We start from the raw sequence: 15,582 nt of genomic DNA, 5'->3' as shown, positions 1-15,582 counted from the left end.
GTGGCGGGGCCGGGCCGTTCCACCTCGGTGGGCACGTCCCTCTCCGGGCGCGCGGCTCAGCGGACGATCGCCTGGGACTCCGACACCACGATGTCGTAGGTCGTCTCGAAGACCCCGCCGGGCAGCGGGTGCGGCCCGCCCGACTGGGAGCCGGTCCAACTGACCTCCCAGGTCAGGCTCGCGGTCAGGGTGAACGAACCGTCCCGGTGCGTGGAACGCTCGTACCGCACCCCGCACGGCGGGTCCTCGCCCTCGTCGCCCCGCGTCCACGGCGCGCCGATCCGCCCGCCCTCGCTCACCGCGCACTCGCCGGAGGCGGGGAAGACCACGGCGTCCTCCGAACCCGGGTCGATGGTCAACGCGACCGGCTCGGCCGTGGTCTCCGCCCACACCCCGCTGATCGGCAACTCGGCCCGCACCGTGCGCGGTTCGAGGAGCGCCTCCTCCATCCAGATCCAGGTGGCGAGGTTGACCAGCTGCTCGCCGTCCGGGCTCAACTCGATCTCGGTCTCCGGGATGCCGATCTCGTCGTAGGCGTACTCGGCGAGCACCTCGTCGTCGATGGCCTCCGGCAGCTCGGGGACGTCCGTCGGGTCGCCCCAGAAGATGGGCTCGACGCAGTCGGTGCCGGCGCGGTAGTCGTTCCGCCGGTTGGGGTTGATCACCCCGTGCCACCAGAGTCCCTCGTCGGCGATGTCGAGGTTGTAGTTGTCGTAACCGACGCCGCTGTAGACGCTGTTGAAGTTCTCCGCCCAGTCGGCGGGGTTGTTGTCGCGGTAGATGTCGGTGAACGCCTGCGCCGGCGACCAGATGTTGAGCGCCCGGTTGGCGTGGCCGTCCAGGCTCTCGACGGCCGCCTCGAACTCCTCGGCGGTCATGAACGGTTCGTACCAGCAGACGGGCGGGGTCCACCCGGTGTCGATCGGCGCGAGGCTGCCGTCGCCCTCACCGCCGGTGTCCCCGGTGATCACGACCTCCGTCCGCGCCTCGGCGGTGAGCGTGTCCCCGTCCTGCCCACCCCCGTCGGTGTTGCCCCGGGAGTCGTCGTCGCCGTTGCCGAGTCCAACCGCCGGGCTGGTCAGCACCGTTGCCAGCATTCCTGCGGCGCACAGGACCACGGCGCCGCGTCTGAGTGGTCTCATCCGCACTGCCCACGTTGGGACTGGGCCGAGGTGGTGACCCACACGCCCCGCTCGTCCTTCTCCAGCAGGTTGGTGTAGGAGACGAAGGGCTCTCCCCCGTCCTCGGGGATCGGCTCCCCGGTGTTCACGTCGGTGGCCGTCGCCTCGCTCTCGTCGGCGCAGTAGGTCAACGAGGCCGCGTTCTCCGCCTGAAGCGTGACCTGCGGCGCGAAGTACCGCACGCTGCCGGCGATCGAACGGTCGTTCCGCACGAAGCCGCCGATCCAGTCCTGGGCGCTGGTCAGCGCCTCGGCGCGGTGGTAGAAGGCCAGGTGGTCGGCCTCGGGATCGCGCTCCAGGATCGCGAGGTCCACGCTGTTCTGCGCCTCCCTGGCGTCGTTGAGCACCTGCTGCTCCGTCGGGTCGTCCGACTCCCAGTCCTCGTAGACGTTGGTGAACCCCTCCGGGAGGGTGATCTCCGGGCGGTCGGCGACCTCGTCCGGCGGGGCGTCGGTGGGGGTCTCCGCCACCTCGGAGGTGCCGCCCTCGTCGACGCCCGGGATGTCGTCGCTGCCGCCGTCGTCCGAGTCGTCGCCGCAGGCGGTCGTGGCGGTCAGCAGCAGCGCGGTGGCGGTCGCGGCGAGGAGAGCGGTGCGGAGGCGGCGCGTCACAGGAGTCCCCGTTTTCGGTGAATGGGAGGCGGTATCGGACAGACCCACCGCCACTGTACCGACGCGCGGTGACAGCACCGGGTAACTCCGGGTGCTTGTTACCAACTTGCCGCGCCGCGCGCAGGCGCGCTCAGCGCCGGCGGAAGGGGGCGACCAGTCGTCGCACCATCGCCGCCGCGCCCCAGGTGTCGTCCTCGTGGGCGAGCGCGCTCAGCAACTCGCGCAGATACAGCAGCGGCATCCGCTCGCGCCAACCGTCCCGCAGCGGGGCCGCCTCCCCGTAGGCGGCGAAGAACGCGTCGGCCTCGGGCGGGCGCGGGCTGCACCAGAACATCGCGAGGTCGACCTCGGGCCAGGTGTGGGAGACCGCCGGGTCGATCAGCACCGGGGCGCCCTCGGCGGTGGCGAGGACGTTCTGGCTCCACAGGTCGCCGTGGGTGAGCGACGGCGGCTGGGCCGGGACGAGTTCAGGGAGGGCGGCGCAGAGGCGTTCCAGGGCGCGGCGGTCCTCGCGGTCCAGGGCGGCCTCGGCGCCGGGTTCGGGCAGCCAGCGCAGCAGGCGGCGTTCCGCGAAGAAGCGGTGGCCGTCGGTGTCCCAGGTGTTGTCCTGCCGCATCCGTCCGAGCCAGCCGTCGCGGTGCCAGCCGAAGCGGTCCCCGACGGTGGAGGTGTGCAGGGCCGCCGTCCGGCGGCCGAGCGCGGCCCAGAACTCGGGGGTGTCGGGGCGGGGTTGGCAGACGTCGAGCACCAGCAGGTGCGCGGACGCGTGGCGGACGGCGGGGACGGTGGCGCCGCCCTCGGCCCGGAGCGTCGCCAGCCCGGTGGCCTCGACCTCGAACAGGTCGCCCACCGGGCCGTCGACGGTCTTGGCGAAGACGCGCCGGCCGTCGGCGAGGAGCGCGATGCCGCCCTCGGCGATCGCGCCGCCCTCGGTCGGGGTGATCTCGACGACGGGAAAGCCGGCGGCCCGCAGCCGTTCCGGGAGGGTGCCCATGCCGCCCAGCACAGCACGGGCGGCGACCCCGGTCCAGGGGCCGCCGCCGGGGCGCACCCTAGCGGCTGGCCCGCACGATCAGGGTGCCGATGTGCCCAGGCGTCGGGGCGTCCAGTACCCGTGCCTCGACGCGGGTGAAGCCGGCGCGGCGCAGCAGGTTCCGCCACCCGCGTGGGGTGTGGCTGTAGCGGTAGGTGAACAGGGCGGGCCCGGCGAAGCCGCCCTTGTACATGCCCTGCGGGCCGTACGCTCCGGGAATGGCGGGGGGTTGGGAGAACGCGAACACGCCCCCGGGGGCGAGCCGCCGGGCGACGAGCGGGAACAGCCTGCTCGGGTCCGTGAACCAGGCGGCGCCGAAGACCGAGTACACCGCGTCGTAGGTGGCGCCGTCCTCGGCGAGGAAGTCGAGGACCTCGGCGCACTCGAAGCGCGCTCCGGTCGCCCGCCACCGCTCGCGGGCCTTGGCCACCATGACCGGGGACAGGTCAACTCCCTTCGCGTGCACGCCCCGCTGGGCGAGATGGGCCACCGCGCGGCCGGTGCCGCAGCCGATCTCCAGCACGGAGCGAGGGGCGCCCAGGAGTTCCGGCCCTGGGCCGTGATCCGCGTACTGCGTCCAGCGGAAGCGGGGCTCCGCGTCGTGGGCGAAGACGCTCTCGGCGTAGGCGTCCCAGAGTTCGCGTTCGGCGGCGATGTCGTGTCGGGCGGGCAACGGGGCTTCCTCCGAGGGGCGTTGGGCGGCGCCCGGTCTCGCGGGCCGCGCCCGGCACCGGCGTGAAGAAGGCGAACAGGACCGGGGTGTCCAGATAGATCTGGTGGACGCCCCGGTCGACGAGCTTGCCGACACCCAGGTGCCAATCCGGGCGCTCGATCGAAGTGATCATGTACATCACGGCGTTGCCCAGGATGCGCTCGGCCATGTCGCGCACCATCTCGTTGTCCCGCAGCAGGAGCGCCACCTCGCGGTCCCAGAGAGTCATGCCGCAGTCGAAGACGTTGATCGTGAGGTGCTCCACATGGGGCTTCACGGCGTTGAGGAGTTCACGCGGGTCACGGGTGTCGGGTGGCGCGAGTCGGGGTTCGACGGTTGCGGTCACGTCATGCGGTCCCTTCTGTCGGTGGGGACGCCGAAACACGCGCTCGCATAGGTGGCGATCTCACTGGGCGCCGTGACGTTCACGGCGGCCGTGAGCAGTTCCGTACTCACCTGCCGGTCGTCGAAGAGGTAGAACGCCTCCAACGGCCACATCCGGCGCTCGGCGTCGGCGGGGATGACGCCCAGGCTGACGTTCGGCAGGGCCATCACCGCCAGGAGATAGCCGAGTTGGGAAGCCATGGCCTCCGGGGGTCCGATGCGATAGCGGAGGACCGTTTCCTCGAGCACGAAGGCGAATCGGTGGTCTCCCTCGTACAGCACGCGGGAGCGCTCGATGCGGGAGGCGGCCGCCTCCGGGGCGTCGTCGGGCGTTTCCTGGAAGCGGGCTATCGACGAGAGCAACGCGCTGGCGTAGGCCTCGGTCTGGAGGATGCCCGGCACCACGTTGGAGCAGTAGACGCGGAAGCGTCTGGTGCGGGCGTACAGGGGCAGCACCTCGTCCTGGGCACGGCGCATCCCGTGCCGGTGGAGCTTCTTCCAGTGCACATACATCTGGTCGGCCTGCCGGTTGGCCGAGACCAGGTCGGCGGTCTGGTCCTCGGCGCCGCAGGCGGTGCACCAGTTCCGCACGTCCGCGTCGGACGGGGAGGTCCTGGCGTTCTCGATCCTCGAACGCTTCGAGGGGCTCCAGCCGCACCGAAGAGCCAACTCCTCGCCGCTGAGCCCGGCTTCGCGGCGGATGTCCCGCAGCCTCGCGGCCAAGCGTTCGCGAGCGGCCTGAGCGGCTGAGGACGGTGATGCGGTCATTGGTTCGGCCAGTTTTTCACGCGCGGGGAGCGGTCGCGCCCCCGGCGGCGCGCGCCCCCGTCGGGTGGGGGTCGCGCCGCCGGGGTGCGGGAGCGGTCACTCCTCCGTGAAGTGGGCCTCCAGGTGCAGCGGGCCGTCGACCGGGAGGGTCAACGTCGGGGTGTCGCCGAGGGGTTCGCCGGCGTGTTCCCAGTGGTCGAAGCGGTAGCCGGGGGCCGGTTCCGCCGTGGCGGTGATGTGGCTGTTCTCCTCGTAGGCGCCGGGCTCGGTCATGTTGCCGGTGACGGTGACCTCGCCGCCGTTCTCGGGCACCGGGCCGGCGGTGACGGGGTGGTTGACCATGTAGAGCGCCATCACGTTGAGCAGGGTGACCGGGCCGGTGCTGGTGGTGCCGTTGTAGCGCATCACGTTGACGGCCGTGACCTCGGCGTCGTCGCCGGCGGCGACGGTGTACCCGTCCTCGTGCAGGTTGTCGGAGCCCAGGTTGAACGCCGTGACCTGCCCGGAGTGGACGACCAGCGCGCTGTGGTAGCCGTAGCCGAAGACGTTGAGGGTCTGGAGGTCGACCGCGCCCTCCACCGTCACCAGGTCGGAGTTGGCGCGGGTGTGGCTGTCGATGACCTGCGGGAAGATGTGCTTCTCCAGGCCCCAGTCGGGCAGCGCGTAGCCGACCCTGGCGGTGGCGTTGCCGTTGGAGAGCACGCCCTCGATCCGGCCGCCCTCGCCCTCGCCGACCGCGATGCCGCCGGCGAGGAAGGCGCCGGAGAGCTTGCGGACGACGAAGGCGTCGTTGCGGTGGGTGGCGAGGTCGACGCCCAGCCAGGCGTTGGGCATTCCGACGTTGACCACATAGGTGCCGGTGCCGTTGCCCCTGATGGTGTACGGGTAGGGCGCGAGGCCGTCCGCGACGCCCGGGTTGTTCTCCGGGTAGAAGACCCGCAGGCCGCTGACGCCGGCGCGGTCGCCGTCAAGGGTGATCAGCGCGGTGGCGGTGGTGGGTTCGGCCGTGTCGCGGCCCTCGTGGGCGAAGAGCACGGTGCCGCCGCTGGCGCCCAGCAGGTCGCGGTGGGCGACGGGCGAGGCGCCGCGCAGTTCGACGTCGGTCGGCACGGTGAGGTGCCCGTCGACCCGGTACCAGCCGGCCGGCAGGTAGACGATGCCGCCGCCGTCCTCGGCGGCCGCGTCGAGCGCGTTCTGGATCGCCCCGGTGGCGTCCGTCTCGGGCAGCACGCCCACGGTGTGCGGCACCTCGGGGACGTAGAGCGCGCCGCGTTCGGCCCTCGGCGTGGTCGCCGGCTGGTACTCCGGTGCCTCGCCGGGGAGTTCGTACACGGTGCCGCTGGTCGGCCCGGTCAGCTCGGTGTCGGTGAGCTTGACATACAGCTCGCCCCGGTTCTGGACGGCGGCCTCGCTGCCCTCCAGCACGCTGTCCACCAGGCCGAAGCCCCAGCGCGAGGTGAAGTCGGCGGTGCGGACGGCGATGTCGGTGTCGGTGACGGAGGTGCGGACGAAGGAGCCGGCGAAGTTGATCCGCTGGCCCTCCACCACGTCGATGCCGATCCGGTAGTCGGCCACGGAGACGTCGATGAACTCGTCCCACTCCAGGTCGCCGAGGACCAGCCCGGTGCCGTGGGCGCGGGTGAACGCGTCCAGCGTCGCGCGGGCCGGCGGCCGGTAGGCGTCGGGGGCCTCGGCCCAGACGGCGTTGGTGAAGTGGACGTCCTGCCAGGTGCCGACGTCGGCGCCGTTGTAGGCGCGGACGCCTTCGAGGAGCGCGGTGCCCCGGATGTCGCGGAGGGTGGTGGACTCGTGGGTCTGGCCGCCGGAGGCCGCCTCGCCCTGGTCGTTGGGCATGGTGGAGATGCCGATGCCCCGGTAGGAGTTGAGCAGGTTCACTTCGGCGACGGTGGACATCATGTAGTTTTCGTTGCCGATCCAGGCGCGGCCCGGGATCTCGAACGTCGGGCCGTAGGGCACCGGGTCCTCGGCGTTCTGGTCCGGGTAGTAGGTGGTCAGCCCGATGACGCCGGCGCTGCCGCCGATCCGGAAGAGGCTGGGCCCTTCGTCGCCGGGCGGCAGCTCGGCGTGGACCACGGTGCCCAGGCCGGCGTCGGCGGCGCTTCCGGGGTCGGGGTTGCGGTCGCCGCGCACGGTGCAGAACGCGTGGACCTCGATGGTGTCGGTGACCCGGTAGCTGCCGGCCGGCAGCCAGACGGTGCCGCCGCCGGCGTCCACGCAGGCGTAGACGGCCTGTTGGATGGCGTCGGTGGAGTCGTCAGCGCCGGTGGGGTCGGCGCCGAAGTCGGTGGCGTCGAAGTCGGCGACGATCCAGTCCTCGGTGGGGAACTCGGTCTCCACGAGCCGGGGTTCGGGGCTGACGACCCGCTCGTGGCGGACCTCGAACTCGGTGACGCTCTGGCTGGCGGCGCCCTCGCCGTAGCCGTGGAGCTGGACCCGGACGTAGCGGGCCTCGACGGGTGCGAAGCGGACCTTCACGCCCCGGTCGGGCCCGGTGCCGCCGGCCTCGCGGACGGCGGTGAAATCCTCGCCGTCCGGGGAGGTCTGGACGGTGAACGCGGACGGGTAGCGGTCGTCGAAGGAGAGCCGCACGTCGTTGACGGGGGTGGTCTCGCCCAGGTCGACGGTGAGCCACTCGCCCTCGCCCGCGTCGCCGCTGTGCCAGGCGGTGTCGAGGGAGCCGTCCACGGCGGCCTCGGGCGCCTCGCCGCTGCTGGCGGTGATGGCGGCGCCGCGCGCCAGGTTGGTGACGACGGCGCTGTCGGTGACGGCGGTCAGCTCGTCGAGCAGCGCGCGCAGCGCGTCCCTGGCGGTGTTCTCGTCCGTGGCGGGGTCGTCGGCGACGGGCGTCGCGGCGTCGATGGCGGCGCGCAGCGCGTCGCGGCTGCCCGGCGGGTACTGGCCGTCGCGGTCGCCCTCGCGGAGCGCGGACCAGATCCGTTCGGCCTCGGCGAGCTGGCGGCGGAGCCCGCCGGCCGGGTCGAGTTCGTCGGCGAGGACGGCGATCCGCACGGCGGCGACGGTGAGTTCGCTCTCCGGGCCGCCGGGCGCGAGCCGGAAGTCGTTGTTGTTGGCGCGGTTGGTGAGCTGGGCGTCGTCCAGCGCGAAGGTGTGGGTGGCCCAGGCGCCGGTGTCGGTCAGCTCGGCGGGCTCGGACGGCTGGAAGGCGTTCTCCGGCGCGTCGTACTGGAGTTGGAAGGTGCCGGTGCCCTCGTCCAGGTAGTCGACGCTGACCAGGGTCGGGCCGCTCACCTGGTAGGCGAGGGTGTCGGCGACGTTGGCGTAGAAGTAGAGGGTGTTGGCGGCGCGGTCGGTGCGCCAGTAGCCCCGGCCCTCGTGCTCGCCGGTGACCAGCCCGGTGGCGTCGTCGCCCGCGGTGAACGTGACCTGCTCGGCGGTCGGCGAGGCGCCGAGCGTGGCGTGGGCGCCGGCGGTGCCCACGCGCAGCGCGGCGACGGTCAACGGGGCGGGCTCGCCGTCGGTGACGCCGGCCAGCCGCAGCTCGCCGTCCGCCTCGGCCGGCAGTTCCAGGGCGGCCGTGCGCCAGGCGTCGGTGCCGGTGAGCGGCACGCGCAGCTCCGAGTCGCCGCCGGTGAGGAGGAGTTCGTCGGCTCCGGTGTCGCGGAAGGTGACGCTGAGGGCGCGGGGCGCGTCGTCCGGCAGTTCGGCGAGCCAGTCGGCGTCGGGGGCGAGCGCCAGGTGGTCGGCGCCGGCGGCGGGGTCGGTGGCCCAGTAGCCGAGGCCGTCCAGCTCGCCGGCGGTGACGCCGTCGGGGTTCTCGCCGGCGGTGACCGTCAGGCCCAGGGTCTCGGGCTCGGGGCCGAGGTCGGCGCCCAGGCCCTCGGGGTACATCAACAGGGCGAGGGCTTCGTCGGGTTGGGCCGGTTGCGCCGGTTGCGCCGGTTGGGCCGGTTGGGCCGGAGCTGCTGACGTGGGGGCGGCGGTCGGCTCGGCGGCCCGGGCGGGCAGGGCGGGACCGGCCAGGGCCAGGCCGAGGGCCAGCAGGCCGGCGGTGCGGCGGGTGCCGGCCCCGGGTCTGGTCGGGGTTCCGGTCGGGGTTCTACGGGGTGTGCGCACGGACTTCCTCCCGGTGGGTGGGGGACGGGCTGAGTCGGATGGTGCGGATCTCGAACGGGCGTAGCCGCAGCGGGACTTCGCCGCCCGCCCCGGGCGCGGCGGGCGGCCGGAGCGGCTCCTCCAGCAGGTCGCAGTCGGCGACGGCGGCCAGCGGGAAGGCGGTGGTGAGGGTGGCGCGGGCGGCCCCGCCGTGCGCCTCGTAGAGGCGGACCACCAGGTCGCCGGAGCGGTCGTCGGCGAGCTTGACTGCCTCGACGAGCACCTGGTCGTTGTCCAACGCGACCAGCGGGGCGACGGGTCCGGCGCCGGCCAGGGCGCGGGGCGGCAGGTTGAGCTCGTAGCCGCCGGCGAGGGCGGCGGCCAGGTCGGCGCCGACCTCGACGGCGTAGGTGAAGGCGTGCGTTCCCCGGTCGGCCTCCGGGTCGGGGCTGTGCGGGGCGCGCAGCAGGCTGAGCCGGACCGTCGTGGTCGTTCCCCCGGTCCAGCCGGCTCCCCCGGTCCCGTCGTCGTCGACGCGGGTGGTGCGGGTGATGTCGTGGCCGTAGGTGGAGTCGTTGAGCAACGCGGCGCCCCAGCCGGGTTCGCCGACGTGGACCCAGCGGTGGTTCCACAGCTCGAAGCGGGCCGCCTCCCAGCTGGTGTTGGTGTGGGTGGGCCGCCGCACATGGCCGAACTGGATCTCGGCGCTCTCGTGCTCGGCGTGCACGTCCAGCGGCCAGGCGGCCTTGAGCACGGTGTCGCGGTGCTGCCAGTCGATCTCGGTGCGGACCGTCAACCGGCGGCTGCCGGCGGCCAGTTCGAGGTACTGGGTGATCCGGGTCGGGCCGGGGGCCCGGACCACGCGGACCACTGCCAGGTGGGGGCCGGTCTCCAGCAGGGTGACGGACTCGGCCTCGGTGAGGTCGGTGACGGTGTTGCGGTAGGAGGGGTCGATGTTCCAGGCGCTCCACCTGGTGGGGTCGTCGGGGTGGAGTTGGAGCAGGTTGCCGGCCGCGCCGGGCGCGATGGCCTCGCGGTCGGCGGCGCGGTCGTGGAGGGAGGTGACCAGGCCGCGCTCGTCGACGACGACCCGCAGCAGCTCGTTGGCCAACTCGATCCGTCCCTCGGCCGCGACGGCGGTGACGGGCTCGGGCGGGTCGGCCGGGGCGGCCGGGCCGCCGCCGAGCGCGGGGGCGGTGGCGGGCACGGCGGTCCGGCCGTCGAACAGCCGCTGGGCGCCGGCCGGTTGGGGCGCGCCGGGCGGCAGCACGGCGATGCCGGACCGGGGACAGGGGCCCGCGTTGAGCACGGTGACCCCCTCGCCCCCGCCGCGCGGCGTCGCGAGGGCGGCGAGGGCGGTCTCGATGATCCGCTCCAGCTCGGCGTGGATCTCGCCGTAGACCACCTCGGCCTCGCGGTGCACCCAGGCGATGGAGGAGCCGGGCAGGATGTCGTGGAACTGGTTGAGCAGCGTCCGCTGCCACAGCTCGGTCAGCCGCTCGTGCGGGTAGGCGAGCCCCGTCGTCAACGCGGCGGTGGCGGACCAGAGTTCGGCCTCGCGCAGCAGCGACTCGGCGCGCCGGTTGCCCCGCTTGGTGCGGGCCTGGCTGGTGTAGGTGCCCCGGTGGGTCTCCAGGTACAGCTCGCCGCGCCAGACCGGGAGCGGTTCGCCGCGCTCGGCGTACTCGGCGCGGGCGGCGGCGAAGAACGCGTCCGGGTCGGAGAGTTGGACGCGGGGCGAGCCCTCCAGGTCGGCGAGCCGGGCGGCGCGCTCCAGCATGTCCCGGGTCGGCCCGCCGCCGCCGTCGCCGTAGCCGAAGGGGGCAAGCGAGCGGCCGGCGACGTTCTTGTCGGCGAAGGTGGCGACGGCGTGGGCGAGTTCGGCGCCGGTCAGCTCGGCGTTGTAGGTGTCGACGGGCGGGAAGTGGGTGAAGATCCGGGTGCCGTCGATGCCCTCCCAGTCGAAGGTGTGGTGCGGCAGCCGGTTGGTCTCGTTCCAGGACAGCTTCTGGGTGAGGAACCAGCGGGCGCCGGCGAGGGTGGCCAGCTGCGGGTAGGCGGCGGTGTAGCCGAAGGAGTCGGGCAGCCAGACGCCCTCCTGGCGCACCCCGAACTCCTCGGCGAAGAAGCGCCGCCCGTAGACCAGTTGCCGCGCCAGCGCCTCGCCGCCGGGCAGGTTGCCGTCGGCCTCCACCCACATCCCGCCGACCGGCGCCCAGCTGCCGTCGGCGACGGCGTCCCTGATCCGTTGGAAGATCTCCGGGTAGCGCTCCTTGATCCAGGCGTACTGCTGGGCCGAGGAGCAGGCGAAGACCAGGCCCGGGTACTCGCGGGCCAGGGTGGTCATGTTGGCGAAGGTGCGGGCGCACTTGCGGATGGTCTCGCGGACCGGCCACAGCCAGGCCGAGTCGATGTGCGCGTGGCCGACGGCGTGCACGGTGTGCGCCGAGGCGTGCGCGGGGCTGGCCAGCGCCTCGGCCAGCTCGGCGCGGCCGCGCGCCGCCGTGCCGGCGACGTCGCCGGTGTCCACGGCGTCCATGGCGCGCTCCAGGGCGCGCAGGATCTGGTGGCGGCGCGGGGTCGTCTCGGGCAGCTCCCGCATCAGCTGGTCCAACACCCGCATGTCGTGCAGCAGGTGCCAGACGTCCTCCTCGCGGACGGCGATCTCGGCGACGCGCAGCGGGTACAGGGGCTCGTCCCCGGCGGTGGCCCGGTCGCCGTAGTGGGTTCCGGTGCCGGTGGAGCCGGCGATGGGCGGGTTGGCGGCCAACTCCACCAGCAGCGCGACGGGTTCGCCGCCGGCGGCGGGCTCGGCGAGCGGCACGGTGCGGTGGTAGGGGTGGAGGCCCTGGAGGGGCGTGCCGTCGGCGGTGTGGACCAGGCCCTCGGCCTGCCCACCGGGGCCCCTGGCGTAGTCGAAGCCCAGGTCGAAGACGGCCTCGACCCGGCGGCCCGCCCACGCGTCCGGCACGGTCGCCTCGGCCCGGAGCCAGGTGGTGCCCCAGGGCCCGCCCCAGAACTCGCCCTGGGCGAGCGGCCGGTAGGTGGCGGAGAGCGCCTCGGCGACCGGCACCGGCTCGCCCGGCACCCGCCAGGCGGACAGCGTCAGGGGCAACCGTGGCCCGTGGACCGCCGGTTCGATGTGGCGGGCCAGGAAGACGGTGACCCGTTCCTCGATGAGTCGTCGGTTGTCGTGCACGTCAGTCGCTCTCCGTCGCTTCGGGCGCGGCGGGCAGCCGCACCGTGTCGTGGGTGCCGTCGGGCCAGTCGACGGCGACGGTCTCGGCGGAGACCTGCCGGACCGTGGGCAGCGCGGCCGGGTCGTGGGGCGCGCCGCCCAGGTGGACGGCGGCGGCGTACAGCGCGCCGAACCGCACCGCGCCCTCGGTGCTCAGCAGCGGTGTCGCCGAGCGCGGGCCGAGCGGGTTGCTGTCGGCGGCGTGCCGCACCTCGGCGCGGTCCAGGCCGCGCAGGCCGACCAGGGTGGAGACCAGCCCGTCGGCGCCGGTGACGGTGGCGAGCGGGCCGGTGCGAGTGCGCGTCGGCCCGGCGGCCCGGCCGGCGCCGGCGTCGCGCACCGGCAGCGCCCAGCCGCCGAAGCGGAGCGTGAACGGGCCGCCCACGGCGCCGGGTTGGTGGCCGCCCGGGGCGCCGGCCGGCTCGACCCGCGCCAGCCGGATCTCGGTGGCGCCGCGCAGCACGGAGGCCACGGTGATCCAGGGGCCGAGCCGGTAGTCGGTGTCGGGGCCGCCGAACGGGTCCCAGCGCTCGTCGGCCGGCCAGTGCGCCCGGCTGCGGGAGACGCCGACGCGGCCCCGGACGCTGATCCTGGTCAACGGCCTGCGGTGGGCGGCGCGGCCGGCCGCGTCGACGAGGGTGACGGTGGAGTCGAGCGGCCCGCCGGTCGGATCGGCCGGCATCTCGGGCGCGGTGTGGGTGGAGTAGGCGAGCCGGGCGTAGACCGGGTCGTCGGAGGCGGGGCGGGCCGGGTCGGCGTGGTCGCTGCCGTGGTTGACGACCCGGACCACGCCGTCGGCGGCCGTGCCGGCGACCAGCCAGCCGGGCGCGTGCAGGGTTCCGGCGAAGTCACCGCGTTCCACCGGCAGTTGCTCCTCGGGCGCGGTCCACACGGGGTGGTCGGGCGGCAACAGCAGGCCGGCGAAGCCCTTGCTGGCCCAGTACGGCGAGGCGGGGCCCGAGTAGACCTGGCGGATGCGCGGGAAGGCGTGGTGCCAGCCGAGGGTGAGCAGCCCGCGGTCGTCGAGGGCGTTTCGGGTGAGGAAGTGGTCCAGGGTGGCGCCGGCCAGCCGCCGGGTCAGGCCGGGCGGCAGCGGGCTGGCGTCGAAGAGCGCGCCGGCCCAGACCGGCGCCAGCGCCGCCATCCGGTAGGTGAGGGAACGGCCCTGCACCAGCGGGGAGCCGTTGCCGCCGAAGAGGCGCGCGAGGTCGGGCAGCAGCCGGCGCAGCCGCTCCCGGTAGTGGTCCAGGCGCCCCGGCGGGGCCTGGTCGCCCAGGACGCGGCAGAACCACAGCGGGTAGAAGTGCATGGCCCAGCCGTTGTAGTGGTCGTAGTTGCGGTGCGCGCCGCCGGTCAGGCCGTCGCTGTACCAGCCGTCGCCGGCATACCACTGGTCGGTGAGCGCGATGGTCCGTTCCAGGTCGGCCGGCTCCCAGGGGCCGCCGACGGTGACGTTGAACGCCTCGGTGACCGCCTGGAACCAGATCCAGTTGTTGCCGGGCATCGCGTCGCCGACCATCCGGCCGAGCCATTCGCTGAGCAACGCCCGGGTGCGGTCCGGCAGTCGGTCCCAGATCCAGGGGCGGGTCTCGTGCAGCGCGATGGCGACGGAGGCGGCCTCGACCTTGGCCTGGTTGCGCTCGGCGAAGGTGGGCCAGCGCTCCGGCCCCTCGGGCTCGACGCCGGCGGCCAGGCCGCGCGCGTACCACTCGGCGTGGCCGTGCGGGTCGGCTCCGCCGGCGCCGGCGAGCCGGAAGGCGGCGAGCAGAAAGGTGCGGGCGAAGCCTTCGAGGCCGTCGCTCCACCGGCCGTTGGCGCTGGCCGGGCCCGGCAGGTGGATCAGCCCGTGGTGCGGCGTGGCGTGGGGGCGGACGGCCAACAGCAGCCGGTCGGCCGTGCGTTCCCACTGTTCGCGGGTGTTGGTGGGCAAGGTAGGCAAGGGCGCGGTCACGCGAAGTTCTCCCAGGACTCTTCGTACTCGGCGCGGATGGTGTCGCCCGCCTCGCGGCGCCACTCGGCGATGGTGTCGGACCAGGAGGAGACGGGCGCACGGCCGCGCATGATGCCCTTCAGCTCGTCGAAGAGCCGGGTCTCCAGCTGGGCGCCGAGGGTGACGTCGGTGTCGGAGTAGAGGCCCTCGGCGTCGTTGCGCACCAGCACCTCGACGGCGCGGCGGTGGAAGTCGTGCTGCACGGGCACCACCTCGGGCCACTCCGGCAGATAGAGCGTCTGGGGCGCGTCGGTGACGAAGATGGTGGGCAACGTGGTCTCCACCCGACCGGTCTCGGTCAGGATCGGATCGGAACCCTCCATCTCGTGGTCCACGCCGGGCACCCCGTACTTCCGGAGCCGGTAGGCGTCGGTGCCGAACGGCGCGGCCAACGCGTCGCAGGCGCGCAGCAGTTGACGGATGCGCTCCTTGGGCGCCTTCTTGAGGACGAGGGTGCCGAAGCTGGCCGGGCCGGCCCAGTGGGTGCCGGGCCCGCCGTCGAAGCCGGGGGCCACCATGGCGTCCAGCGCGAAGCCCTCGGTGCCGGGGGCATAGGTGCGGTAGTAGTCGTTCCAGCCGGCGACGCCGTCGTAGTTGATGGCGATCTGCCCGCTGCCGAACCAGTCCTTGAACCGGCCGACCACGTTGAACCCGTCCGGGTGGATCACCTCGTCGGCGACCAGCAGCCGCATGGCCTCCAGGGCCTGCTCGACGACCTCGGACTCCAGCCAGTAGCTGAAAAGGCCGTTCTCCTGCCGCCACTTGTTGGGCGCGCCCAGCATCTCCAGCACGAAGTAGAAGGTGGTGAGCGGGTCGCCCACCGCGTACTGGCGCGCGCCGGTGTCGGTGAGGCCGACGCACAGCTCCCGGAACTCCTCGAAGCTGCCGGGGCGCGGGTCGAGGGAGCGCTCCTCGGCTCGGTCGGCGCGCAGCAGCATCGCCGATCCGGCGGCGGCGCGCGGCATGGGCAGCCCGTAGATGCCGCCGTTGTAGACGGTGGTGCGCCAGCCCTGGGTGGGCAGGTTGGCGAGGAACGGATAGTCGCGGACGGCGCTGCCGGAGAGGTGTTCGCTGAGGTCCTCGAAGAGGGCGTGGAACATCGCCGGGCGCTGCGCGGTCTGGGGCAGGATCGCCATGGCGTCGGGCAGGTCGCCGCCGGCGACCACCACGGAGAGCTTGGTCGGGTAGTCGCCGACCGGCACGATCTCGAACGACAGGTCGGTGCCGACCTGTTCGTTGAGGGCGCGCCAGTAGGTGTTGCGGCCGACGGGCGGCGGCACCGGGTTGAAGATCAGGGTCATGATCGAGATGCTGGGGCCGGTGGCCGGCGGCCCGTCGGGGAAGGCGACGGTCGGCTCGGCCGGGTAGTGCAGGTGCCCGTCGAGCACCCCCTCGGGGGTGCCGGGCAGCGGCGTCTCGACGCCCCGGTAGGGGATGTACTCCGGCAGCCGCACATCGGCGTTGAGCGAGGCCGGCGGCAGGTCGGGGCCGTCGCCGCAGCCGGCGAGAGCCAGGCTCGCGGTGAGCCCGAGGCCGCCTCGGAGCAGGTTTCTGCGGGTCAGGGCGTGGCCCATGAGCGGTGTTTCCTTTC

The 15,582-nt window shown here is 73.7% G+C and carries 9 protein-coding genes and 1 pseudogene; all 10 read right to left on the bottom strand.

Annotated features, from left to right (window positions below):
• Positions 1-56: 56 nt before the first annotated feature.
• Positions 57-1,142, bottom strand: coding sequence for a hypothetical protein (locus tag FH609_RS01630; RefSeq protein ID WP_139665614.1), 1,086 nt, complete (start codon positions 1,140-1,142; stop codon positions 57-59).
• On the bottom strand, positions 1,139-1,792 hold the full coding sequence (locus tag FH609_RS01625) for a hypothetical protein (protein ID WP_139665615.1): 654 nt from the start codon (positions 1,790-1,792) through the stop codon (positions 1,139-1,141). The genes FH609_RS01630 and FH609_RS01625 overlap by 4 nt, the downstream gene beginning before the upstream one ends.
• 130 nt (positions 1,793-1,922) lie before the next feature.
• Positions 1,923-2,786 (bottom strand): fructosamine kinase family protein, encoded by an 864-nt coding sequence (locus tag FH609_RS01620; protein WP_139665616.1) that lies wholly within the window; start codon positions 2,784-2,786, stop codon positions 1,923-1,925.
• Between the two features lie 58 nt (positions 2,787-2,844).
• Positions 2,845-3,498, bottom strand: coding sequence for a class I SAM-dependent DNA methyltransferase (locus FH609_RS01615; protein WP_139665617.1), 654 nt, complete (start codon positions 3,496-3,498; stop codon positions 2,845-2,847).
• Positions 3,499-3,568: 70 nt separating this feature from the next.
• Positions 3,569-3,883: pseudogene (locus FH609_RS31345) on the bottom strand (hypothetical protein); the annotation flags it as partial.
• Positions 3,880-4,689: a helix-turn-helix domain-containing protein gene (locus FH609_RS01605; protein ID WP_139665618.1), complete on the bottom strand. Its 810-nt coding sequence runs from the start codon at positions 4,687-4,689 to the stop codon at positions 3,880-3,882. The pseudogene FH609_RS31345 and the gene FH609_RS01605, both read right to left, overlap by 4 nt.
• A gap of 96 nt (positions 4,690-4,785) precedes the next feature.
• Entirely contained in the window at positions 4,786-8,784 is a 3,999-nt protein-coding gene (locus tag FH609_RS01600) for a discoidin domain-containing protein (RefSeq protein WP_139665619.1), read from the bottom strand.
• Entirely contained in the window at positions 8,768-11,962 is a 3,195-nt protein-coding gene (locus tag FH609_RS01595; RefSeq protein WP_139665620.1) for an alpha-mannosidase, read from the bottom strand. The genes FH609_RS01600 and FH609_RS01595 overlap by 17 nt, the downstream gene beginning before the upstream one ends.
• Before the next feature lies 1 nt (position 11,963).
• Positions 11,964-13,931, bottom strand: a complete 1,968-nt coding sequence (locus FH609_RS01590; RefSeq protein WP_226961312.1) for a DUF2264 domain-containing protein — start codon at positions 13,929-13,931, stop codon at positions 11,964-11,966.
• Positions 13,932-13,948: 17 nt separating this feature from the next.
• On the bottom strand, positions 13,949-15,565 hold the full coding sequence (locus FH609_RS01585) for an extracellular solute-binding protein (RefSeq protein ID WP_139665621.1): 1,617 nt from the start codon (positions 15,563-15,565) through the stop codon (positions 13,949-13,951).
• Positions 15,566-15,582: the final 17 nt, after the last annotated feature.

The sequence above is a fragment of the Streptomyces sp. 3MP-14 genome, assembly GCF_006334905.2.
Taxonomy (GTDB): domain Bacteria; phylum Actinomycetota; class Actinomycetes; order Streptomycetales; family Streptomycetaceae; genus Streptomyces; species Streptomyces triticirhizae.
The sequence above is the reverse complement of the archived record's forward strand: the minus strand, read 5'-3'. Positions and strand labels throughout refer to the sequence as shown.